The 25291-nt window shown below is 48.4% G+C and carries 19 protein-coding genes; 6 read left to right on the forward strand and 13 right to left on the reverse strand.

Features of this window, described 5'->3' with window-relative positions:
- The first annotated feature begins 66 nt into the window (after window positions 1-66).
- The 3 genes from DW949_RS04300 (at window position 67) to amrS (ending at window position 3718) form a co-directional block, all read left to right on the forward strand.
- Window positions 67-1401, forward strand: coding sequence for an MATE family efflux transporter (locus DW949_RS04300; RefSeq protein ID WP_118022009.1), 1335 nt, complete (start codon window positions 67-69; stop codon window positions 1399-1401).
- Window positions 1402-1494: 93 nt separating this feature from the next.
- Window positions 1495-2856 (forward strand): AmmeMemoRadiSam system protein A, encoded by a 1362-nt coding sequence (gene amrA, locus DW949_RS04305; RefSeq protein WP_118022010.1) that lies wholly within the window; start codon window positions 1495-1497, stop codon window positions 2854-2856.
- Between the two features lie 10 nt (window positions 2857-2866).
- Window positions 2867-3718: an AmmeMemoRadiSam system radical SAM enzyme gene (gene amrS / locus DW949_RS04310; protein ID WP_118022011.1), complete on the forward strand. Its 852-nt coding sequence runs from the start codon at window positions 2867-2869 to the stop codon at window positions 3716-3718.
- 900 nt (window positions 3719-4618) lie between these two features.
- Here the strand turns inward: amrS and trpA are convergent.
- Genes trpA through DW949_RS04345 form a run of 7 tightly spaced genes read right to left on the reverse strand, consistent with a single transcriptional unit; the run spans window position 4619 to window position 11075 of the window.
- The gene (trpA, locus tag DW949_RS04315) at window positions 4619-5401 is read right to left on the reverse strand and encodes a tryptophan synthase subunit alpha (protein ID WP_118022012.1); all 783 of its coding nucleotides are present in this window, start codon (window positions 5399-5401) and stop codon (window positions 4619-4621) included.
- Window positions 5394-6578, reverse strand: coding sequence for a tryptophan synthase subunit beta (gene trpB / locus DW949_RS04320; protein ID WP_118022013.1), 1185 nt, complete (start codon window positions 6576-6578; stop codon window positions 5394-5396). The genes trpA and trpB overlap by 8 nt, the downstream gene beginning before the upstream one ends.
- Complete coding sequence (locus DW949_RS04325) at window positions 6575-7192, reverse strand: phosphoribosylanthranilate isomerase (protein ID WP_118022014.1); 618 nt, start codon at window positions 7190-7192, stop codon at window positions 6575-6577. Before DW949_RS04325 ends, trpB begins: the two co-directional genes overlap by 4 nt.
- Before the next feature lies 1 nt (window position 7193).
- Window positions 7194-7973 (reverse strand): indole-3-glycerol phosphate synthase TrpC, encoded by a 780-nt coding sequence (gene trpC / locus DW949_RS04330; protein WP_118022015.1) that lies wholly within the window; start codon window positions 7971-7973, stop codon window positions 7194-7196.
- Window positions 7974-7985: 12 nt separating this feature from the next.
- The gene (trpD, locus tag DW949_RS04335; protein WP_118022016.1) at window positions 7986-9008 is read right to left on the reverse strand and encodes an anthranilate phosphoribosyltransferase; all 1023 of its coding nucleotides are present in this window, start codon (window positions 9006-9008) and stop codon (window positions 7986-7988) included.
- Window positions 9009-9036: 28 nt separating this feature from the next.
- Window positions 9037-9609 (reverse strand): aminodeoxychorismate/anthranilate synthase component II, encoded by a 573-nt coding sequence (locus DW949_RS04340; protein WP_118022017.1) that lies wholly within the window; start codon window positions 9607-9609, stop codon window positions 9037-9039.
- Entirely contained in the window at window positions 9606-11075 is a 1470-nt protein-coding gene (locus DW949_RS04345) for an anthranilate synthase component I family protein (RefSeq protein ID WP_118022018.1), read from the reverse strand. Before DW949_RS04345 ends, DW949_RS04340 begins: the two co-directional genes overlap by 4 nt.
- Window positions 11076-11624: 549 nt before the next feature.
- Between DW949_RS04345 and DW949_RS04350 the strand changes: the two genes are divergently transcribed.
- Entirely contained in the window at window positions 11625-12152 is a 528-nt protein-coding gene (locus DW949_RS04350) for a cob(I)yrinic acid a,c-diamide adenosyltransferase (RefSeq protein WP_118022019.1), read from the forward strand.
- A 1-nt stretch (window position 12153) separates the two neighbouring features.
- On the forward strand, window positions 12154-13038 hold the full coding sequence (locus DW949_RS04355) for a DMT family transporter (protein ID WP_118022020.1): 885 nt from the start codon (window positions 12154-12156) through the stop codon (window positions 13036-13038).
- Between the two features lie 111 nt (window positions 13039-13149).
- Here DW949_RS04355 and DW949_RS04360 read toward each other — a convergent pair whose 3' ends face one another.
- The 5 genes from DW949_RS04360 to DW949_RS04385 all read right to left on the reverse strand — a co-directional run bounded on the left by DW949_RS04360 (window position 13150) and on the right by DW949_RS04385 (window position 21948).
- On the reverse strand, window positions 13150-14340 hold the full coding sequence (locus DW949_RS04360; protein WP_118022021.1) for a pyridoxal phosphate-dependent aminotransferase: 1191 nt from the start codon (window positions 14338-14340) through the stop codon (window positions 13150-13152).
- Window positions 14341-14364: 24 nt separating this feature from the next.
- Entirely contained in the window at window positions 14365-17325 is a 2961-nt protein-coding gene (locus tag DW949_RS04365; protein ID WP_118022022.1) for a DUF362 domain-containing protein, read from the reverse strand.
- Window positions 17326-17372: 47 nt separating this feature from the next.
- Window positions 17373-18719 (reverse strand): sodium-dependent transporter, encoded by a 1347-nt coding sequence (locus DW949_RS04370; protein WP_118022023.1) that lies wholly within the window; start codon window positions 18717-18719, stop codon window positions 17373-17375.
- A gap of 461 nt (window positions 18720-19180) precedes the next feature.
- Complete coding sequence (gene ltrA, locus DW949_RS04375) at window positions 19181-20593, reverse strand: group II intron reverse transcriptase/maturase (RefSeq protein WP_118022024.1); 1413 nt, start codon at window positions 20591-20593, stop codon at window positions 19181-19183.
- 458 nt (window positions 20594-21051) lie between these two features.
- Window positions 21052-21948 carry a LysR family transcriptional regulator gene (locus DW949_RS04385; RefSeq protein ID WP_118022026.1) on the reverse strand — a complete coding sequence of 299 codons (897 nt, stop codon included), beginning with the start codon at window positions 21946-21948 and terminating at the stop codon, window positions 21052-21054.
- Between the two features lie 247 nt (window positions 21949-22195).
- On the opposite strand from DW949_RS04385, the gene DW949_RS04390 reads away from it, so the two are divergent.
- The gene (locus DW949_RS04390) at window positions 22196-23185 is read left to right on the forward strand and encodes a LysR family transcriptional regulator (protein WP_158570634.1); all 990 of its coding nucleotides are present in this window, start codon (window positions 22196-22198) and stop codon (window positions 23183-23185) included.
- Window positions 23186-23306: 121 nt separating this feature from the next.
- Here DW949_RS04390 and DW949_RS04395 read toward each other — a convergent pair whose 3' ends face one another.
- Window positions 23307-24767 (reverse strand): Na+/H+ antiporter NhaC family protein, encoded by a 1461-nt coding sequence (locus tag DW949_RS04395; protein WP_233539484.1) that lies wholly within the window; start codon window positions 24765-24767, stop codon window positions 23307-23309.
- Between the last annotated feature and the right edge of the window lie 524 nt (window positions 24768-25291).

The raw sequence follows: 25291 nt of genomic DNA on the forward strand, positions 1-25291 counted from the left end.
CCGAAATCGTATTACTATTATAATAATACGGTTTCGGATTTTATTTTTTCAGGAAAAGTAATATATATGCGTATTCAATTATCGGATCACTTTACATATAGCACATTACTCCGTTTTTCCCTGCCATCTATGATCATGATGGTGTTCACATCCATCTACGGCGTCGTAGACGGATTATTCGTTTCCAATTTCGTTGGCCCCGCTCCTTTTGCAGCGGTCAATCTGGTCATGCCCATCGTATATTTCCTCAGCGGCCCCGGCTATCTTCTGGGCACAGGCGGCACGGCCGTTGTCGCCGCGACACTGGGACAAAAAAAGCGTCATCTCGCCAACGGATTTTTTTCCAGTCTGATCCAGACCACCGCTGTCGCCGGCATCCTCGTCCTGATATTGGGTCAATGGACGCTGCAGCCGGTTTTACAACTGATGGGAGCACAAGGGACTCTTCTGACAGAAAGTCTTCAGTATGGGCGTATTGTCCTTCTGGGCGTTCCCTTTCTGATGCTTCAGGACGCCTTTCAAAGTTTCTTTGCGGCAGCCGAAAAGCCCCGGCTGGGACTGGGAATCATCGTTGCAGCCGGTATCACCAATGCTCTTCTCGATGCCCTGTTTATCATCGTTCTGGGATGGGGCCTGACAGGAGCGGCCGCCGCTACGGTCCTTGGCATGGCCGTAGGCGGCATGCTGCCCGTATTGTATTTCATCCGCCCCAATACGAGCCTCCTCCGTCTGGGCAGAGGTATTTATTCTGCCCGGATTCTGGTGCGCACCTGTCTGAATGGTTCGTCAGAAATGGTAAACGTTGCCGCCAGCTCTCTTGTCACCTTTCTCTATAATTATCAGCTTCTGAAATGGGCCGGCCCGGACGGGGTCGCCGCCTATGGCGTCGTCATGTATCTCAGCTTCATTTTTGCCGCCGTTTATGTGGGATATGCCATCGGAGCATCGCCAGTCATCGCCTATCACCTGGGAGCGAAAAACCGGGAAGAGCTGCATAATCTGTTCCGCCGCAGTATGCATATCCTGACGGCATTCAGTCTCACCGCTTTTTGTATCACCCAGCTGTTCGCCTCCTCCCTCACCGCCCTTTTCGTCGGTTATGACCAGCACCTGTGGGATTTTACCTTGCAGGGCATGCGCTGGTATAGTCTGGCATTTCTGTTCAGTACCTTTAATTATTTCGGTTCCGCCTTTTTTACAGCACTAAACAACGGTCTCGTTTCAGGACTGCTGGCATTTGTACGGACGCTGGTTCTGGAGCCGCTTTGTATCATCCTGTTCCCCCTCTTTTATGGAACGACCGGCATATGGGCCGCCTTTCCCATAGCTGAAATCTGCACCTGGCTCATTACGATGTGCACGTTTTACAGACTGGGGTCCCGTTACGGCTATCTCCATTAGGCAGAGACATCTGTTTTTCTCTTGAAAATAGTGTACAATAAGTATATAAGAAATATATCTGCCTTGTATTCCTCACACAAAGGGGGTTTTCCTATGGATACGACTTGCCTGGGCGCTGCATTGCTGCCTCATCCGCCCATTATGCTGCCGGAAATCGGCAGACAGGAATTAAAAAAAATAGAAGCTACCGTAACCGCTGTTTCAACATCCGCCTCTCTTCTGGTGGAGCGGCATCCTGAAACGCTGGTGGTCATCACACCTCATAATTACGTTTTTTCTGACAGCGCCGCTATCTTTCCCGTAGCCAGGATTCATGGGGATCTGGGAAAATTCGGATTTCCTGATTTGACTATGAGCGTCAATACCGATATGGAACTGGCAGAGGAAATCATCCGCCAGGCCGACGGTCACACTCCTTTATACCGGATTGATGAAGAGTGGGCTGAAAAATACGGTCATGCCATATTTCTGGACCAGGGCGCGTTCGTCCCTTTGTATTATATGAGGAAAGCCGGGTTTGACGGTCCTGTCGTCCTTCTGTCCCCCCGCTTTGACGAGTATGAAAGCATGATGGAATTAGGTCGTCTCATCGTCCAGGCCGCAGCCGTAACCGGCCGGCGTATCGCCATTATCGCGTCCGGGGATTTGTCCCACCGGCTTCTACCCGGTTCACCGAACGGCTATTCCCCATCAGGCGCTATCTTCGACAAAACCGTCATGGAAGGACTGAAAAATCAGGACCTCTCCGGTATCCGTGCCATGTCATCCCAGCTCATCGAAGAAGCCGGTATGTGCGGCCTCCCCTCAGTCTACTTTCTCTTTGGTGCCCTGCGCTGCATGCACCCGTCTATGCCTGTATTCTCGTATGAAGGGCCTTTCGGCGTCGGGTATGGCGTCGCCCTGTATCTCAACGAAAGTGATGGCGCCCAGGTCACGGACCGGGCTGTTCCCGATATCCGCGTGCGCCTGGCCAGAGAAAGCATTGCCTATTATCTGGAACATCATACGGTAATGTCCGTACCAAAAGATCTGCCAGACGACCTGACAGACCGGGCAGGCGCGTTCGTTTCCCTCCACAAAGGCAGCATGCTCCGCGGCTGTATCGGGACATTTCTTCCCATGCAGATGAACATTGCCAGCGAAATCATACACAACGCCGTTTCTGCCGCGACGCGGGATTCCCGGTTCTATCCCGTACGACCGGAAGAGCTGGACGAATTGTCTATTTCTGTTGACGTCCTCGGTACTCCCGAAGCGGTCACGTCCCCAGATAAACTGGATCCGAAAAAATACGGTGTCATTGTCATGAGCCATGCCCGTACAGGCCTGCTGCTCCCGGATTTACCCGGTGTCGATACGGTGCAGCAGCAGATTGACATTGCCAAAGAAAAGGCTGGCATCCCGCCCCAGGTGCATCCTGATTTATACCGCTTTACGGTAACCCGCTACAAGTAGGTGATGGCCTGTGGAAGCGTTGTATTATAAAAAAGAGAATGACCTAGCAGTCCAGTGTCAGCTCTGTCCCCATCACTGCCATATACAAAACGGAAAGACAGGCTTCTGCCGCACCCGGAAAAATGAAGGCGGAACGCTTCTGGCACTCAATTACGGACAGTGTACGGCACTGGCTCTGGACCCTGTTGAAAAAAAGCCGCTTTATCACTTTCATCCCGGTAGTCAGATTCTGTCAGCCGGGTCATGGGGATGCAATCTGACCTGTTCGTTCTGTCAGAACTGGCACATATCCCAGGGGAGTCCTCCCTGGCAGGAACTGCCTCCCCGGAAAGCGGCAGAGCTGGCCCGCAGCCTGCAGGAACGAGGAAATATCGGCCTGGCATATACATATAATGAACCATCCGTGACGTATGAATGGATATATGAAACAGCTCCGCTGATTCACGAAGCCGGGCTCTCTAACGTGATGGTAACAAATGGCTATATAGAAGGAACACCACTCCAGTCACTTCTTCCGTATATTGATGCCTGGAACATCGATCTGAAAAGCTGGAACGACGATTTCTATCGTCAGATTTGTCAAGGTACGATTTCTCCGGTTCTTCGTACTATCGAAAAAGCAGTGGCCGTATCACATGTAGAAATAACCTGCCTTATCCTTCCCGGAATAAACGACAGCCCTGATGACATGGATTCCCTTGCCTCCTGGCTGGCCTCCATCCGCCCGGATATCCCTCTTCATATTACCCGGTATTTTCCGCGCTATCACTGTACGCTGCCACCAACACCAGTAGAAACGCTAAAAATGTTGCAACGGACAGCCGGCCAGTATATATCCCATGTCTATGTGGGTAATGTATAGTCATCCTGCTATTCTGTTTTTGAATTGTTTTTAAATATTTTATATAGTTTTAGGTTATTATTTCTTGTTTTTTCTTCTCCATATGGTATACTAACAACAGTCTTGCAAGACGATTGCAAGATAATTGGAAAAAGGATACTACCTTCTTTCCCCCTTATTTCATTCGTTTCCGGATGAATAGTATACCCCAATACGAAACCCAATGAGTTAGGAAAAAAGCGAGACTCCCCCGTCTCGCTTTTTTCATGCAATAATAGAATGGATAATTCTGTAATATTTTAATAATCGAATAAGACAAGCGGAATATATTATGGTATAATGTAGTTAAGAAAGAGAAAGGGGTGAGTCCAATGGGTTCAGAAGAAACAGCAGCCACGTGTATGTCCGACGAAAAAGGAGAAACAAGTAATACCGTAAGAAACGCAAGCGGAACGAGAAGGCACGTAGCCTGGAGAAAGGAAATGAAATATTCGTTGGACTGTCATGTATTATCAGACACTACAGTGTTCTGACCAGCCACTCCGACCAGGGAATCTGACGAACAAGGTATTTACTACGCAAAGGCATCCGGACCGTCAAGACGGGAGATGGATACGTACTAACCGGCGGTGAAGGTATCGGTCGGAAAGCACGGATACGAAGAATCCTGTTTACACTGCAAGTGTTCGTTACAAGTACAAAAAGCAGCAGCATCTAAATCTTCGTTTACATAGATTACAACTGAATCGGTTTATGGTTTATGTAGTAAGCGAATGATTATATGTGATTTTTTTGCGAGGTTAAAGATACCAGAACCAGAATAACTCATATCGACTGCACATAAGAAAGAAACGTAAGAAAACCCGGTGGGCATATGTCGTGTGCCCTCCGGGTTCATTTTATATACAGGTACAGATGTGATTACTGCACGCTCCGCATGGTCGCTTCTTTCATCGATTTTACGTAATCATAAATATAGGGAGCCGCATCATCCCCATATTTGGCAATAATCTTGACAATGGCGCTGCCAACGATGACACCATCGGCAACGGCGCCGATTTTTTCTGCCTGTTCAGTCGTATTGATGCCGAATCCAACCGCAGCCGGAACATCCGTCACATGTTTTACGACATCAATAATTTCTTTAAGGTCTGTTTTGATTTCCGTACGCGTCCCCGTAACACCCAGGGAGGAAACGATATACAGGAATCCTTCCCCTGCCTTTGCTATTTTTTCAATCCGGTCTTTTGAAGTCGGCGCAATCATGGAAATGATGTCAATGCCATGGGCTTTTGCCGCTGCCGCACATTCATCCCGTTCTTCGTAGGGCATATCGGGGATGATGATGCCATCCATTCCCGTTTCTTCACACCGGGCAAAGAACCGGTCCGGCCCATAGTAAAATACAGGATTCAGATAGGTCAGGAATACGAGAGGAATCTGTGTTTCCCTGCGCACCTTCTTCACCAGTTCAAAAACGTCGTCTATGCGCGTACCAGCTTTCAGAGAACGCAGATCTGCTTCCTGGATGACGATGCCTTCGGCAATCGGATCAGAAAAAGGAATGCCGATTTCTATCAGATCAGCGCCAGCCTTTTCCATGGTCATAATATATTCATAGGTTTTATCAAGTGACGGATCCCCGGCAGTCAGAAATCCGATAAACGCCTTGCCATCTTTAAATGCGTTGCCAATCTTACTCATGGATGTCCCTCCCTTTATATCTTGCAATAGCCGCTACGTCCTTATCTCCCCGGCCGGACAGGCAGACGATGATGATATCGTCTTTATTCATCTTCGGTGCTATCTGCATCGCATGGTATACGGCATGGGCACTTTCGATAGCGCAGATGATACCTTCCGTACGGGCCAGATATTCAAAGGCTTCTACGGCCTGATCATCTTTGACCGGTACGTACTGGGCGCGGCCCGTTTCATGCAGGTAGGCATGTTCCGGCCCGATACCGGGATAATCGAGACCGGCCGAAATGGAATATACGGCATCGATCTGTCCATCATCATTCTGGCAGAACAGGGACTTCATGCCATGGAATATTCCGACCTTCCCTTTTGCAATCGTAGCCGCATGGAGTTTGGTATCGATGCCCTTGCCGGCAGCTTCGCAGCCAATGAGCTGAACACCTGTATCGGGAATGAAATGATAGAACATACCCATAGCATTCGATCCGCCGCCTACACAGGCCAGAACGGCCGTCGGCAATTTTCCTTCTTTTTCCAGAATCTGCTGCCGCGCTTCCTGACTGATGACAGCCTGGAAATCACGGACCATCATCGGGAACGGATGGGGGCCCATGGTCGAGCCGATGACATAGTGCGTATCATCGACGCGGCTGACCCATTCGCGCATGGCTTCATTGACCGCATCCTTGAGAACCCGCGATCCCGACGTAACGGCGTGGACTTTGGCTCCCAGAAGTTCCATCCGGTATACATTCAGTGCCTGGCGGATTGTATCTTCTTCCCCCATGAATACTTCACATTCCAGTCCCAGGAATGCCGCAGCCGTAGCCGTAGCTACTCCGTGCTGTCCGGCACCGGTTTCTGCTATGACCCGGGTCTTGCCCATTTTTTTTGCCAGCAAGCACTGGCCGAGGGCATTATTGATTTTGTGGGCGCCTGTATGATTCAGGTCCTCCCGTTTCAGATAAATCTTTGCCCCGCCCAGGTCCTTCGTCATCCGTTCAGCATAATACAGAAGTGAAGGCCTGTTTGCATAATTGTCCAGTAAATCCTTGAGTTCTGCCTGGAACTGAGGGTCATTCTTATAATACGCATAGGCTTTATCCAGCCGCTGGATTTCATTCATCAATGTTTCCGGTATATACTGGCCGCCGAACGGGCCAAATCTTCCTGTTGTCATATTCGTTCCTCCTGCTGCATCACGCTGTGTACGTGTGCCATAAATTGTTTTATTTTTTCATAATCTTTGACTCCATCCGTCTCGATTCCGCTGCTCACATCGACAGCAAACGGATGATATGCCAGTGCCTGTTCCACATTTTCCGGATGAAGCCCTCCTGCCAGGAAAAAGGGACGGTGCACGCGGGACAAGAGCGACCAGTCAAAAACCTGCCCTGTCCCGCCGGTCCCGTGATCCAGCAGAATGTAATCGGCACTGCTGCACCGGACTGCCTCCAGTTGGTCTTCCCTGTCCAGGGAAAGAGCCTGAATGACCGGTACGGAAATGATGTTTCGCAACTCCCGGATATAGTCCTCATCTTCACAGCCATGAAGCTGTACCAGCTGGATGGTTCCCTTTCTTACTAAATCGGCAATGTGATGAATGTCTTCGTTCTGGAAGACCCCTACAGCCTGGATTTCCGGTCGGAGATGATGCCGCAGGCTGGCCGCCAGTTCATCGGTTACGCGCCGTTTCTGTCCGGCAAAAACAAATCCAGCATAATCAGGCATTACCTCATTGGTCCATTCAATATCACACAACCGCTTCAGACCACAGAGCTTGACTTTTACCATATCATTCACCTGCCAGTTCAGCCAGCATGGCTTTTTTATCAGCAGCCCGCATCAGCGTTTCACCTATGAGTACGGCATCGACGCCGTGTTCCCTGAGCGTCCTCGTGTGAGCGGCCGTTTTGATTCCGCTTTCTGCCACAAACAGAATGGACGGAGGAACCATGGGCCGCAGGCGGCAGCTCGTAGAAAGAGATACGGTAAAATCTTTCAGATTGCGGTTATTGACACCAATGATACGCGCTCCGGCCGCTACGGCCCGGCGCACTTCCTGCTCATCGTGGGCTTCAACCAGGGCCGAAAGCCCCAGAGAATCGGCCAACGCAAAGAACCGCCGTAATGTGTCATCATCGAGGATGGCGCATATAAGGAGAATAGCTGCCGCCCCATTGGCCCGTGCTTCATAAATCTGGTATTCATCAATGATAAAATCTTTGCGCAGGACCGGGATAGAAACCTGGCTGGCAATATCCTTCAAATAGTCTATGCTGCCCTGAAAATAATCCCGCTCGGTCAGGCAGGAAATCGCCGCTGCCCCTGCCTCTTCATACGCTCTGGCAATAGTGACATATGGGAAATCAGGAGCAATCAGGCCTTTCGATGGCGAAGCTCTCTTGACTTCACAAATAAAGGACAGTCCATCCTGCGCCAGTGCTTTTTCAAAGGGGAAACCCTGTTTTTGCGGCGCCGACAAGGCCGTTTTTTTCATGATTTCCGGGGAAATCTGTTCTTTATCTGCTGCCAGCCGTCTGGCTACGGCAGCGGTAATATCATCCAGTATCATCGTCTGCCACCTTTACTGATTGCTGACAGCAATGCAGCGATTCAGCGTTTCCGTCGCCTTGCCGCTATCTATCAGAGAAGCCGCCAGGGCAACGCCATCGGCTATAGAAGCGGCCTTGCGGGCCACAAACAGTGCAGCTCCGGCATTGAGCAGCACGACATTGCGTTTCGTTCCCTGAATCTTGCCTTTCAGGATATCCCGGGTAATCTGTGCGTTTTCTTCCGGTTTGCCGCCGACCAGGTCGTCCTTCGTTCCCGGCACCAGTCCAAAGTCTTCCGGCCGGATGACCGAAGTCCGGTAATATCCGTCACGCAGTTCGCAGATTGTCGTCGGACCATTCGGCGATATTTCATCGAGCTTTTCCTGTCCATAGGCGACAATAGCCCGTTTGACTCCGAGAGAATCGAGAACTTTTACCAGCGGTTCTACGAGATATTCATCGTATACGCCGAGGAGGAACATTTCCGGTCTGGCCGGGTTGGTCAGCGGCCCGAGGATATTGAATACCGTCCGGAACCCGAGCTCTTTGCGGATGGGACCGACATATTTCATGGCGGCGTGATATTTCTGGGCAAACATAAAGCAGAAATTCGTTTCCTTCAGCATCGTAAGGGCCAGATCCGGATCCTGCTGTATATTGATTCCCAATGCTTCCAGGCAATCTGCCGTACCGCATAAAGAAGAAGCGGCCCGGTTGCCGTGTTTGGCTACTTTGACACCGGCTGAAGCAATAACCATAGCGGCCGTCGTGGAAATATTGAAGGAATGGGCCCCGTCACCGCCGGTACCGACGATTTCCAGCACTTCCATGCCCGGATGAGGAACTGGCGTCGCCAGGGAACGCATCGCTTCGGCACATCCTGAAATTTCATCGATGGTTTCTGCTTTCGTGCTCTTCGTAGAAAGAGCGGAAAGAAAAGCCGCATTCTGCGTCGGCGTCGTTTCCCCCTTCATGATTTCCAGCATGACTGTTTTTGCTTCATCGTACGTCAGGTCACCTTTGCTGACAATTTTAATAATCGCTTCTTTAATCATGATAACTCCCCCTCTGTTCTATACCGTATCAGATATGCATATTCAAAAAATTCTGTATCATAATCGGCCCCTGCGGGGTCAGGATCGATTCCGGATGGAACTGCAGGCCGTATGTCGGATAGTCCTTGTGACGTACTGCCATGATTTCTCCATCTTCTGTCCGGGCCAGCACCTGTAATTCATCAGGCAGCGTATGCGGATCCAGTGCCAGCGAATGATACCTTCCTACATCGATACGACTTCCCAGTCCGGAAAACAGCGGATCTTCCGTATTGACTTCCACAACGGACTGCTTGCCATGCATCAACTCTTTGGCATAGGTAATCGTACCACCGTAGGCTTCACACAAGGCCTGATGGCCCAGGCAGACGCCGAGGAGCGGTACTTTTCCCGTGAAATACGTAATGGCCTGTTCACAAATCCCTGCATCAGCCGGTCTTCCCGGTCCCGGTGAAATGATGATGTGATCCGGATTCATAGCCGCAATTTCCTCTACGTTCTTTTCATCATTGCGGACCGGTGTAATGTCCGGGTCGAACTGACCCAGAAGCTGATACAGATTATACGTAAAACTATCATAATTATCGATGAGTACAATCATTGGTCTATCCCTCCATCGGCCTTTTCCAACGCGAGTACAACGGCTTTTGCCTTATTGATGCATTCCTGATGTTCCTGTTCCGGAATGCTGTCCGCTACGATACCGGCACCGGAGCAGACGAAGACATGATTCTTTTTCTTGTATGCCAGGCGGATGCCGATACAGCAGTCCATGTTCCCCGTAAAATCAATATACCCGATGGCTCCGCCGTAAACGCCCCGTTTATGGCCTTCCAGTTCATCGATGATTTCACAGGCCCGGATTTTGGGAGCCCCGGAAAGTGTCCCGGCCGGCAGCACCGAGGCAATGGCATCGACGGCCGTCTTGTCTGGCCGTATCCGGCTGTGCACAGTTGAACCAATATGCATGATATGGGAAAAGCGGAGTACATCGAGATATTTTTCCACGTGGACGCTGCCAAATTCACTGATACGTCCCAGATCGTTCCGCCCCAGATCGACGAGCATATTATGTTCTGCCAATTCCTTGGCGTTGTGAAGTAATTCCTGTTCCAGCGCCTTATCTTCTTCCGGCGTCTTTCCCCGCGGACGCGAGCCTGCCAGCGGAAAGGTAAATAAATCGCCATCTTCCAGCCGGGTCAGTGTTTCCGGAGACGATCCGGCCAGCTCGATTTCATCACCGGAAAAGAAGAACATGTACGGCGAAGGATTCAGCGTGCGCAGTACACGGTACGTATCGAGCAGACTGCCTTCGGCTTCGGCCATCATGCGGTTGGAGAGGACGACCTGGAAAATATCGCCTTCCCGGATGTATTCCTTTCCATTTTCCACCATGCGGCAATATTCGTCTTTTGTAAAAAGAGGTTTGAACTCACTTTTAAGAGAAAGGGGAATATTCCGGGCCTTTTCCCCTCTGCGGATGAGTTCTTCCATGCGCTGCAGTTCCAGCATAGCCCGGTTGTAATTTTCATCAGCCGATTCCAGCCGGACATTGACGATGAGATAAATCTGCTGTTTGAGATTATCGAATACGATGACCTTATCAAAAAGCATGAGGTCAAAATCATTGAATCCGTCATCATCTTTTGCCTGCAGTTTCAAAGATGGTTCTGCATATTTGATGAAATCATAAGCAAAATACCCGACAAGGCCGCCTGTAAATGGAGGCATACCATCAATACGCGGTGCTTTATTATCGTCCAGAATCTGGCTGATAAATGTTTCCGGATGCTGCGACCGGACCGTGACTTCCGCCCCGGTCTTGATATGGACAACGCCGTCTTTGCAATAGATGCCCATCTGCGGATCGTATCCGATAAAACTGTACCGGCCCCAGCGCTGGCTGTCTTCCATACTTTCCAGCAGATAGCAATGGGAGCTGACATTTTTGACGATGCGCAGCACTTCGACGGGAGTACGTACATCGGCATATATACTGCGGCACAAGGGTACAACCTTATAGGTGCCGGCATATTTTTTTATTTCTTCCAGACTCAGCGTTTCCATAAGAACCTCCTCTATTCAGACACCAAAAAACCGCCCCTGACAATTGTACATATTGTCAAGGACGGTTAACTTATACCGCGGTGCCACCTTGCTTCAGGATCTGACTCCTGCTCTCGACGGAATACCATCATATTCCCGGCAACTGACGTATGCCTCCACGTCGCAGAATACTCAGCATCAGCTTTTGACTGCGCCCTCAGCGGTCCATTTAACAAGCTGCTTACGGCCGGCTCTCAGCACCCCGGCTCTCTGTACGTGCACGTCATGTTTTTACTTCCGCCTCAAAGGTTTTGGGACGATGTTCATTTAATGTACCAAATCATACACCGCCATATGTCACTTGTCAAGTACCAGCGGATATAGTAAAACGTAATACGTTTGAAAATGTGACGAACTTGTGAAATAAACAGAAGTAGAAACTCATGCTATATGAAAAAATGTGCGTGTGATTATAATAAATTCCCCTGTTCTCTTCCAGTTCATTCCCTGTGCAAGCCCTGTCTCCCATGCTATACTAAAAAAAATACTACCTGCAAGGAGGGATTTTATATGGACACGGGACTCATTCATATTTATTGCGGAGACGGCAAGGGAAAAACGACGGCATCCCTGGGACTGACCATCCGCTGTGCCGGCCGCGGCGGCAGAGTATTATTCACCCAGTTCCTCAAGGACATGGAAACGGGGGAACTGGCTTCACTGGCCCGCATCCCCGGCATTACGGTCATCCGCGGCAAGGGATTTAAAAAATTCACCTTCCAGATGACACCGGACGAACTGGCGGAAGCAAAAAAAATCCAGACCCGCATGTTCGATGAAATCGTAGACAAAGTCCGCAAGGATACGCCGGACATGCTCGTCCTCGATGAAATACTCGTCACCTGCAGCCTGGACCTTCTCGATGAAGAAAAAGTATTGCAGTTCCTGCGCACAAAGCCGGAAAAACTGGAAGTCGTCATGACCGGCCGCAATCCTTCGCAGGCCCTCATCGACATGGCGGACTACGTATCGGAAATCTGTAAGCGCAAACACCCCTTCGATAAGGGAATCGGTGCCCGCATCGGCATCGAAGAATGATATGATGAACTCATCAGTCAGTGCCTGGAAAGGTCCGGCATTGCTTCTGTCTGCCTGCATCATATGGGGATGCCAGTTTCCCGTTAGTAAAGCAGTCCTTACGGTCATCGATCCCATGGAACTCGTGTTTCTGCGCCTCGTCATCGGAGTTCTATGCCTGCTTATTATCGGCCTTTTCTGTCACGTTTCATGGAAAATAGAACGGCAGCACTGGCCACTCCTTCTCCTCATGAGTCTTTCCGGGTATGTCATTTCTATCTGGGCCCAATTCTATGGGACAGCCCTTACAACATCCCAGATCAGTGCCATCATCATGTCCACCATTCCTATCGGAATGGTAATCCTGTCACGGCTTATCCTGAAAGAACACATTACCCGGCGCAAAGGACTGGCGGTCTGTACAGCTACAGCAGGCGTCATCATCATTATCGGCATCGGTGATATAGAACCGTCCCAACAGTTTGGCGGATTGCTGCTTCTTCTGGCTGTAATCACCGTCGCGCTGATGATGGTCCTGGTCAAAAAAGTACCATCCCGCTACTCCATGCTGACCATTACCATGTACTGCATGCTCATATCCGATATCATACTGGCTCCATTCGAATCAGGAGGCATTCCTTCTGCTATTCTGGCCATGATGTCCGACTGGCATCTTCTCGCCGGTGTGCTCTTCATAGGCATTTTTGCCACAGGCCTTGCGTATTATTTCTGGAACAAAGGCCTGACGTATATGTCCGCTTCTACAGGCGGCATGTACCTGTTCGTCCAGCCCATTACGGGAACACTACTGGGCTGGATGCTCCTGGGAGAAACCATCGGCCTCACCTTCCTCATCGGTACAGCTATGATTCTGGGCAGCGGCCTGATTGTTGCCAAAGCCTCATGAAAACAACTGCATACAAAGAAACAGCCTGATACAGGACATTTCCTGGCCAGGCTGTTTCTTTGTATGAGATTAGTGTAAAGTGAGGGGTAAACAAAATAATAGCAACATCTACTACTGCCGGTACATATCGCGAAGTTTCCGGAAAGCCGGCAAAGAGCGTTCGATCATGTCCGGCTGTTTGCAGTACGAAATGCGGACATATCCCGGGCAATCAAATCCCGTCCCCGGTACGAGGAGAAGGTTAATCTTCTTGCCGTTTTCCATGAGCTGCATGTCATCGCCATCGGGTGTTTTCATGAATAAGTAGAAAGCTCCGCTGGGATATACACAGTCAAATCCCATTTCACTGAGATTGTTGTACAGTGTCTTCCGGTTCTGATCATAGACACTGAAATCTGAAGTCATACCCATGCATTTCAGGATGACATGCTGATACAGAGTCGGCATATTGACAAATCCCAGGGCACGACCGGCGCCACAAACGGCGGTATAAACATCTTTTCCGTCTTCTACGCCTTCCGGCACCAGGATATACCCGGCCCGGTTTCCCGGAAGGGACAGGGACTTACTGTACGAATAGAGAATAATCGTATCTTTATAGAACTTCGGCACATAGAGAATAGGGATGTGGTCATAGACAATTTCCCGGTACGGTTCATCGGAAATCAGATAAATGGGATGGCCCAGTTCCTGTGATTTTTCCCGCAGGAGATCCCCTAATTTCGTCAGCGTTTCTGCCGAATATACCATCCCTGACGGATTGTTTGGCGAATTAATCAGGACCGCTTTCGTCCGCGGCGTAATGGCTACTGCCAGTTTTTCTATATCGAGCTGGAAGTGTTTTGTATCTGGCGGTACGATGACAGCCTTTCCTCCCGGAACCGTAACAAATGTCTTGTATTCCGGATAATAAGGCGCGATGATAATGACTTCGTCTCCGTCCTGTTCAATCAGCGCTTTCATGATAATAGCCAGAGAGGCACTGGCCCCGCAGGTAAGATAGAAGTTATCTGCCTTAAGATCAGCCCCGTAAGTCTGATTCATATAATCAGCCAGTCCCTGGCGTACTTTGGGAAGACCCATAGCCGGGGTATAGCTGTTGATTTCCATGGGAGAATACTTCGTCGCCAGTTCGACAATGGCGTCCGATACAGCCTGCGGTGGCGGTACTGACGGGTTGCCGATACTGTAATCAAATACATTTTCTTCCCCTACATGTTCAGCCTGCTGCAGGCCGAACATGTAGAGCGTACGAATCAGGTTGGCTTTGGCTCCCAATTCATACATTTTCGTTGCTACCATATCTATCCCTCCCTGATGGTTGTATCATTCTTTTTCATTCTGGGCATAGCGACGTCCAATCTGCATGCGGTCACCGGCTACGGCCTGAATCAGCCAGGAATTATTCGGCGGGCATCCTTTACAAGGCGTTCCTTTAGACCAGAGCTTTGCTGTGCAGGCTCCCATAAAGATAAGGTCTTCCGGTTTAACATCCTGCGGAATCCGGTCTTCCGTCACCGGCCCCAGCACGATGGTTTTACCTTCCAGCAGATATTCGATATGTTCCGCCTTCATATCCATGATGGCACTGATGAGCGTTGCCTTGCAACCCGTGCAGGCTTTGGCATCTTCAATAATGGTAAACGGCGGCACTCCTTCTATTTTGACTTCCGTAGCCCGCTTAAAACGTCGTTTAACTGTATCAATCGGTTCTCCTTTTATGTCAATCTTCTGGAGATCCATTTCGCCAAGTCCCCGTTCATGGGCCTCTACGGTCGTGCGCACTTCTTCCGGATCATATCCCATGACAGCACTGGTGACAGCATCAGCAGCAACACAATCTTTCGATGCAATGACAAGATTCATATGGACCGGTTCCCCAAAAATAGGCCCCAGGCCTTCCTGTCCTGTAATCCCATCTACAATCGTCAGGACCCGGGGGATTGCCTGGTTGAGATCGACAACACCGCCGAACACGCCCAACTTATGGAACTGTTTCTTCTCCCCGTCCTGAATGAGCCCTTTGAGATTCTTGATTCCCAGCGTAACTTCCGTCTGGTCATGCGTCTTCATAACGGGCACGCTGATGATGGCATCTGCCTTGGCTACCGGTTCCCATGTCCAGAGTTCTTTGATAATATGACCTTCCGGAGCTGGGATTTTAACAGTCTTTTCTTTTTTCAAGTCCAGGACTGTATATCCCTGTTCACGAAGCTTGTCATATTCAGCAAACCGGATCACTTCCTCCGTATCGACACCGGCTGCCGATGATTCAGCAATAACAGGATCTGCTCCCAGTTCCTTTACCATATCAGCAATGGCCTTACAAACTTCATACCGGGTAACGGCGCCGGAAAAACGGTCTTGTCCTTTAGCAACTAAATTAGGATTAATGAGGACGTGAAAACCTGGTTTGATGATATCTTCCAGTCCGCCAATCGCTTCTACGGCCTGACGGACAGCTTTCGCTATGGCCTGTTCGGTATTGTCCTGCACTTTGATAATGGATACGGTACTCATAGTCTGACCTCCTGTAGTATTTAGTTTTGCTTTTATGATATCTACTAATTCATCGGCACTCTTGGAACAGATAATCCCCCTCTTCGTCAAATCATCACTGACTTCTACGGGTAAATCACTGCCTGCTATATTTTCATTGAGCAGGCCTCCCATAATGACGTGGGCCTGTATCTGCCTTTTTTTCAACACGTCCTGAAGCTTTTTAGCATAGGTCAGGGCAATGCCGTTAAACGTAGATAAAAGGATAAATTTGGCATCTGTTTCTATTAGTGTATCTGCAATTTCATCGGGTTCCACGTTGGCACCAAGGTCAAAAATCGTCATTCCCGCTTTTTCCAGCACGGATTTAACGATTTCCTTGCCAAATTCGTGGACATCGGTCGATGCAACCACTGCCGGTACACCTTCCAGTGAATGTTCCAGGTTTTTGATACGCTGACAGATAACGTCTTTACGATGATTAATAGTCCATACAATATCGGTCGGCTGGATTGGAATCCTGCCGCGCATAGCCTGAGAATCTTCCTTGCCGGCACCATAACGAGATTCCAGTTGAGCCGGGCCCATTGCTTTTAATGCCATGAAAAGTTCACAGGGATTACGGGTATCAACCCCGATATCATCCATTCCATTCATGACCCGTTCAAAAAACAGGCCTCCTCCGGCTACAAGCCGGTCTTTAATAGCGGTCATTTTTTCCATATTCAGGAAGGGCGCATAGTGTTTTGCTTTTTCTTCCAGCATATTGGCCGTCACATGAACTTGTATGATTTCATCTGGAGAAGGAATCCGTACGGCTTCCGTAATGGGAATCGGCGTGACTGCATGCCCTGTCGGAAACAGGAGCTGTCCACACGTATCCGCCAGGACAAACGAGGACAGTGATCCGTAGTTCCGGTCGTAATCGCCAGTATAATCGGTCGTGCTGCCATAAATCATCGATCCCAGCGAATGCTTTGTATTGATTTCATCCATGGCCATAAGAAATACAATCCGCATGATAGGATCGGTAAACAAATTACCGAAGCAATGAGACAGGTGGGCTCCCAGCAAATCTTCCACGATATATCGCTCCAGAATGGCCCATCCCGTAAGATTAGCCAGATCGTGGAACATGGCGCCAAAACCGTCATCCAGATTGGAATGGATAAGTGTGTCATGGTCGTTAAACCGGGCCATAATCCCGATAGCCACCGCCATATTGATGACCCGGTCTTTTTTGCTCATCAGTCCGCCAGGATATTCGTACGTATAATATTGAGCAATATTTCCAATCGTCGTTGCTCCTGCTTTAAGGGCAAGTTTGACATTTTCTGTCGAATTCAACGAACCGATCATATGATCTCCAAAATGAGGCTGGATCGGCACAATCTGTCCGCAGGCACGCCACTCTTCTTCGGAATTCAGAATAAGGCCTGTTCCCGGAGTAACACGGTCCCGCATATCTTCCGGCACTCCCATGATCCAGTCCAGACACATACCAAACCGGTCCAGGACGACACCACGTTCTGTCAACTGTTTATAAATGTAACGGAAATTTTTGGCAGATTCTTCAAACGAATTCCAGCCGATGGCTGTGTGATGCATAACTTTCTTTTTTTTCATCATGCGCCGTTTATATTCGCCTTCAGAACACACATGATGTGTACGCATAAATAGTGTCGTCCCCACCCGGATGTCACGGGACTCTGTTTCCGCCTTACTTTGTATCTCCTGCAACGAAGGCAGTTCTTCCGGTACTAAATCCTGCTTTAATACAACATCCATCTGATTCACTCCCTGCATCGTATTAATGCTATGCCATATATAGGATCTCAATGAAAGAAAATCTTAGGTATATTCATAAGCGACTGGATGAACATAAACAGGAGAACCGGACAGGCTACATATTTGTAGATGAAGTCAAACCAGCTGCCGATGCGGATGCTGCTGCCCGGCATGAGCATGGTAAGACGAATTTTCTTTGCTCCCACATACCAGGCCAGAACGCAGGCCATGAGACTTGCCGTCAGCGTATATCCTACATCGCCTACGAGGAAATCAAACTTCGCCAGGAATGCTTCGTCCCAGATACAGGGAATCGCCCCCAAGATGATGACGATAGAAACAATAATAATCGCCTTCGTGCGGCTCCAGCCCAGCGAATCACCGATAGTCGTCGCCGATGTTTCCAGATTAGCAATAGCCGAAGACAGCCCTGCCAACAGCATGGTCAGGAAAAACATGAATGCAATAATCTGTGAAAATGGCATCTGTGCAAAGACATAGGGCAGTGTCAGATAGGTCAGTGCCGGACCAGACTGCAGATCAAGGCCAAAAGCTACAACGGCAGGAACGATGGCAAATCCGGCAACGACACAGCCAAACAAATTCCACCAGGCCACAGCCAGAAAATCCATGGGAATATTTGATTTTTCTGGCAGATAACGTCCGAACGCCGTCAGGTAGGAAGGCCCAAGCCCAATAGCAAAGAGTGCCATACCGGCTGCCCGGGACCACATAGAAGGATCCATCATCTGTTCCAGATCCGGCCGGGCCATCATAATGACTCCATCCATGGCGCCTGGCAGGAAAAATACCCGGACCATGAGTACGACCAGCAGCAGAAATGCCAGTGGAATACCGTAAAGACAGAATTTTTCAATTCCACCTTTAATACCCTTCAGACAGATAATGGCAATAAGAATCGTCGTAACTACCGTCCACGCAAATATGGCCGTTTTATTTTCCATAAAACCATTGAAGAATCCTATAGGATCTGTCATCATCGTGCCACTGAATAAACTGTATAGTGTATAGACCAGTGTCCAGGAAACGACAACGAAATAAAACATATTCAGGCACATGGGAACTAATGGAAATATCCAGCCAATGTATTTGCCCTTTTCTCCCAATATTTTTCGAAAGCTTTCAATTGTCCCGTTACGCATTTTCCGCCCAAAAGCAATTTCCGCCATTCCTGCGGGTACGGCAATGACAATCGTAATAATGGTAAATGCCAAAACAAAGGAATCACCGCCGTTCTGCGCCGTGAGATACGGAAACCGCCAGATGGCACCCAGGCCAAAGGCCATGCCAACCGTTGATAAAATATACCCCAGCCGCGATCCCCATTGTTCTCTATTTTTTTCTTTGTTTTCAGATACTGGTGCACTGCTCATCCTTAGCCCTCCTTAATTCTGCAATATACGTACACTAGTTTTCCCCTTCAGTCCAACCATTTTTCTCCCTGAGACAGCGGATTAAAATTCACAGAGAGCCACACCCTACTACAATAAAATAAAAAGCCAGCATAAACACTGTAGCCCCATCCGTAGCTATCACTCCTTTTAATAATGAAGTAAGATTTTTACGTATGTGTACTACTTTCTCATCTGCAGAATAAAAAAAGTACGACGTGCCATTATGAATAACAAAGAATGTAGCGAGCCAAAAAATGAATAATAAAATTACTTTCCTTTGTGTATATTATACAAGAAACTATTTTTTCCGTAAAAAGACAGTCCTGAATGAAAGTATTCAGGATTCTAATACATAGCTATATACACATTGAGTAGGAGGCGGACCATGGCCCGCCGACCTCTCACACCACCGTGCGTACCGTTCGGTACACGGCGGTTCTCTAGTTTTCACAGTTTTGCTCATAATAGCTCGACAAGGTGATATATCCTTGCCGGGCTATTTCTTTATTTGTCAGGATGGAGTTCAGCATGAGTGCCGCTCTCCATGGCCCTTTCCGGCAGTTGGCTAATTCGTGTACCTTCCATTCCGGCACGTTGTATTGCCGTATCATCCGGTATCGCGTCTTTACCTTCTTCCACTGTTTCCAGTATATGGCCCGTATTTTCCTGCGGAGCCATTCGTCCACCGTTCTCAGCAGCCCCTTCATATCCGCCAGTTTGAAGTAGTTTACCCATCCTTTTATAAATCGCTTCAGGATACGCGGTCTTTCTTCCTTGCTTATCGCTTTGCTCCGCTGGGTTATCTCCCGCAGACGGTTCATCATCTTTTTCTGCGATTTCTTATGTACCTTGAACCGGCATTCTCCTTTGTATCGGTAGAATCCATATCCCAGGTATTTCACTCTTGAGATATGCGCCACACTAGTCTTTTCCCGGTTCACTTTGAGGAACAGTTTCCCTTCGATGAACGGGATGATGTGGGTCAGGGTTCGCTCTGCACTCCGTTTGCTTTTACAAAGTATCATGCAGTCATCGGCATAGCGCACAAATTTATGTCCGCGCTTTTCCAGTTCCTTGTCCAGTTCGTTCAGCATAATATTGCTGAGCAGGGGACTTAACGGCCCTCCCTGGGGCACGCCCTGCTGGCTTCGCTCAAATACTCCCTGCCGGATTATTCCGGCATTCAGGTATTTGTGTATCAGCGACAGGACTCTGCCATCCTTGATGGTCCGGGACAGGACTTCGATGAGCTTGCTCTGGCATACGGTGTCAAAGAATTTCTCTAAATCCATATCCACCACATAGACATATCCTTCGTTGGCATACTTCCGGCATTGTTTCAGGGCATCATGGGCTCCCCGTCTGGGACGGAATCCGAAGTTGCTGTCTGAAAATTGTGGTTCATAGATTGGGGTCAGTACCTGGGCGATTGCCTGTTGGATGACCCGGTCTACTGCCGTGGGGATTCCTAATTTCCAGAACTTCCCCTTTTCTTCTTTGGGTATTTCTACCCGTCGGACGGGGTTTGGCTTATAGTGGCCGTCCCGTATCTGCTGAAGGAGGTCCACACGGTGTTCTCTAAGGTACGGTAGAAGCTCATCTACACTCATCTTATCGACTCCGCCTGCACCCCGGTTGGATTTTACCTTCTTGTAGGCACCATTCAGGTTGTCCCTTGATAATATCCGCTTCAGCAGACTGTCCGCTGGCAAGTCTGTGATGATGTCGTTGTGTTCCGCAATCCTTACAGACACGGGCACTCCCGCATATCCTCGCTGTTCCGCAGCTGCCTTTTGCGGGCAGTCCTCTTGATGAAGTTTTCGGCCTGTATACGTCTGTTTGGTTGTCTTCATTGACTGACATCTCCTAAAGTTCGGTCCTTCCGGGTCGGTCTATAGCCCGTCCCGTACTATGACCTCGGCTGACTTCTCGCGACAAATCTTGTTTCAACCGTAACCGCCAATATTCTATGGCGTAGGCTACGCCCGTGAGACCTCCCCGGGTAAGAACGCACTCTTTCTCTCCATGTGTCTGCCACATATACTATTCATGGTTCCGTGTAGCTATGGGACTTCAACCTGTTTGGTGGCCTTATCCCCATGACTAGCCTTATGTGATTTCTGTTCGTCAGACCAGAGATTTGCCTCGACCTTCCTCCAGATTCCATCTCACGATGGACACCCTTGGTTCTGGCTATGGCCTTCCCTCTACCGGGCGGCCTAGGGACTTTCACCCATTAGAGTGCGCCCATGCCGGGCGCACCAAAAAACCTGTAGCGATACTCACCGTTACAGGTTTTCTTAGTGTATATTTATAAAATATTATCTTTAACCATTTCTACTGCACATTCAATGAACCGCCTGGTGTGAAGTGATGCTGACGACAAAGAACGTACGGCCATTCCCAGATGGCGGATGACCGGTGGGTCCAGCGGACGCGTTTCCAAATCCGGATGTTCTGAGATATTGAGTTTCAACAGTAACTCCGGCAATAATCCTATTCCTAATTTCTTTTCAATCAGATAAAGGACCGTATGATCCGAATAGGACGTAAATTTTGCCGTATTAGGAATATGTAAGCGCTGAAAATAGGATACAACATCGATATCTTGCCCGTCCAGTGAACGGTACATATACAAATCAGGCCCCATCAGCTCTGCTGCCGGGATTTCTTTATATTGGCACAAGTCATGGTCTTTGGGAAGAACAGCCTTGTACTGATCTTCCTTCAAATCTACCCAGTCATACTCTCTTCCCGGTTGCCGGCTGATAATCGCAACATCCAGCATTCCCGTATTCAGCCATTCTTCCAATTGTTCAAATCCATTTTCTTCTACCAGATCCACCTGGATATGAGGATACTGCTGATGAAACCGTTCAATCAAGCTTGGCATCCATGCACAGGAAATCGTCGGGAAGCATCCTACACAGACTTTCTTTTTTATATTTCTTCGGGCCAGATTACATTGATCTTCTACTTCCGTATTGACCGCTACCAGTTTCTGTATATAAGGCAGAATAGTCTCTCCCTCAGCCGTAGGGCGTACTCCCTTGTTACTCCGCAGAAGTAGCGGGAACCCAATTTCTTTTTCCAGACTGTTCATCATATGAGTAATACCAGATTGGGTATATCCCAGCTCTTTGCAAGCCCGTACATAACTCCCCTTTTCTATGACTTTCAGCAGTACTTCATATTTTTTTATGTCCATAAAGACGCCTGCCTTCCCTGATTTTAATGATTACCTTAATTATATTAATACTGCTAAAGGAAAAAATATATAAGAAAACTATATATTATTTTGTCATATTATTTCTGTTATTCATATAACTCCGCCATATTCTCATAGTTACTCCTTTTATTTTAGGAAACACTCTGTTAAAATAATGATATACACTATATGTCGGACATTTTTTGTTTTTATATATAGTCTACCTATATACCAAGGAAGTGGCAGTATGACCTTACAACAGCTTCATTACATCGTTGAGTTATCAAAGCATAATTCTATTTCAGCAGCCGCCCAGGCTTTGTTCATCGCCCAGCCCAGTCTTAGTACGGCTGTAAAAGAGCTGGAAAAAGAATTTCACATTACCATTCTGGAACGGAACCGCCACGGCATCAGCTTTACGCCGGAAGGGCTAGAATTCCTCAATTATGCCAATCATATCATCGAGCAGACGACGAGCCTGCGTGAACATTTCAGTCCTCAGCAGGAAGGAGAGAAAAAGCTGCGCCTGTCCATTTCTTCCCAACATTATATGTTTGCCGTCGATGCCCTCACCGATTATCTGCAATCGATTATACGGAATCCCCGGTACACCATCACCTTCCGTGAAGGCCGTACGTCCCAGGTCATTCAGGACGTCATCACCCAGCGCAGCCAGGTCGGCATCATCTTTATTTCCAAGATGACGCAGAAATTCATGGAACGGACACTCCGTAAGAACGGGCTGGAATTTACAGAGCTCTTTTCTTATCCGCCCTATGTATTTATGAATACGGCCCACCCGTTATCCAAATATGATGCCCTGTCTATAGAACAGCTGGCCCCGTATCCGTATATCCAGTATACCCAGGAAGAGGACTCGTACCAGTTCTCTGAAGAAATCATCATCCCCGATATCAATCCCGAACGGGCCATCAATATCACCGACCGTTCCACCTTATTCAGTGTTATCGCCTCTACCGATGCCTATACGATTGGCACGGGGATTCTGTTCCGGGCCTGGGATTACTGGCCCATCGAGTCCATTCCTATGAAAAACCCGCTGGATATCATGCGCGTCGGCTGGATCAAGTCCCAGACTACGACCTTATCATCGACGGCCCGGGATTACATCGAACAGTTAAAAAATACCCTCATCAGCCGGGGAGTGACTTTATCGGAATCAGCGGCTCCCAAAACAGAGGATTCTACAAATCCGGATCAATCATCCGATACCTGATCCGATACGGAAACACAAACAGGGAACGTAACAAAATTGATTTCAAATCATTTTGTTACATTCCCTGTTTTTATACTATTCAGAGGCTCCCATTTTTCGGAAGCCTCTGAATAAATCAATCCTATGCTGTTATGGAGTTTGTACTTTTTTCAGCACCACTCCCAACCTGACTCTGCGGTTTCTGTTCGGCAAAGTTCCAGGGATCTTTGCGGATGAAACCATCGGAGAAAGGAACAAAAACAGAAACGATAGCAGATACGCCGAGGAGATAAATAAACCAGCAATAGGGTAATACTTCCAGCGGAGATACTCTGCCGTTGGCAAAGCCAACCATAATCAGCATCTGTGCGCCGTATGGGATGAGGCCCTGGAAGATAGAAGAGAACGTGCTCAGCAGGGCCGCACTGCGGCGGGGATCTACGTGGAACTTATAGCAGATGCGTTTGGCAACTTCGCCGTTGATAATAATAGAAACGGTGTTATTGGCCGTAGCAATATCGGTAATGGATACCAGTGCAGAGATACCCAGTTCGGCCGAATTCTTGCCTTTGATGAAACGCTGTACATTGACCAGCAGGTACGAAATCCCGCCGGCTTTATTGACCATAGCAGCCAGGCCACCGGTCAGCATGGAGAGGAAGAAAATATCCGTCATGCCCAGGAAGCCTTTATAAACAGCCTGTGCAAAAGTAAGAGCCGTCAGATCTCCATAGAAGAGTCCGATAACACCAGCCAGAACGATACCGCCGGCCAGGACCAGGAATACGTTGGCACCGGCAACAGCCGTAACCAGAACGACTACATAAGGCAGAACCTTAATGAGATTGTACGGATGGTCCCCTGTGCTGACTGCCGTTTCGGAACCACCGAAAATAATCAGAAGAATGACCGTCAGGATGGCCGGAATCAAAGTCAGCCAGAAATTCAGGCGGAATTTATCTTTCATGGCACAGCCCTGTGTACGGGTCGAGGCAATGGTCGTATCGGAAATAATGGAAAGATTATCGCCGAGCATAATCCCACCCATGACACAGCCGATCATGAGAGGCAGGGGAATCCCGGCCTTTTCAGCAACAGCAACAGCGATAGGTCCGACAGCAGCCGCACTGCCGACAGATGTGCCCGTTGCCGTAGCAATGAAACCGGAAATGACGAATACGCCTGCTGCCAGGTATTCTGGCGGGATATAGGTCAGCCCCAGGTTAACCGTCGAGTCGATACCACCCATGGCTTTACAAGTAGCGGCAAAGCCACCAGCCAGCAGGTAGATGATACACATGATAATGATGTTGGAATCACCACAGCCTGCAACAAACGTTTCAAATTTTTCTTCAAAATTACCTTTAATGACAAAAAATGCAGTAATCGCGCCAATAGCGGCTGCCAGCGGAGCCGGGAACTGGTAGAATGCCATTTCCATACCGCTCATATCCAGAATAATGCCGCTGCCCAGGTATACGGCAACAAAAACGATGAATGGAATCAATGCCAACGCATTTGGCTTGGCCTGATTAGACACTTGTTCCTTTTCATCCTTAACGTCCATCTCGACTTCTTTTTCGAGTTCTTCACGCTCTTTCATATGATTTCTCCTTTCAAGTATACCAATGAAATAACAGCATCGGATTTCTGCTTTATAAAAGATCTGTAGTGGCCACGTATCACAGATTCTTATACATAATTATAGTTTTGAACAATACTAATCCATAAATTGACGCATATGTCCCCGTCCATCTACATACGCATATTTTTAATAATATTATCGTCATAGATGCATATACAGTTATTGTTTTTCGTAGTTCTTAACTCTATGTTTATTTTACAATACAATGTAAATTTTGTATAATACATATTCATTTTGGTTTTATATAGTTAAATTTTATATTAACTTCGTTGTACCATATCGTTGGTTATAACAAACTCAAATAGCAAACAAGCACACAAAAGCACTCTGAATACACATCCAGAGTGCTTTTGTGCGCTTATACATCTATGGTGAAAATGGAGGTTGTTAACAGACAGAGGGGAGATACAGGGGTATTACTTTCTGTCTGCCAATTCCTTGTAGGAATCAAGACGGTCTTTCATATCTTTTTCCGTACGTTC

The sequence above is a fragment of the Megasphaera sp. AM44-1BH genome (genome assembly GCF_003467125.1).
Lineage (GTDB): Bacteria > Bacillota > Negativicutes > Veillonellales > Megasphaeraceae > Megasphaera.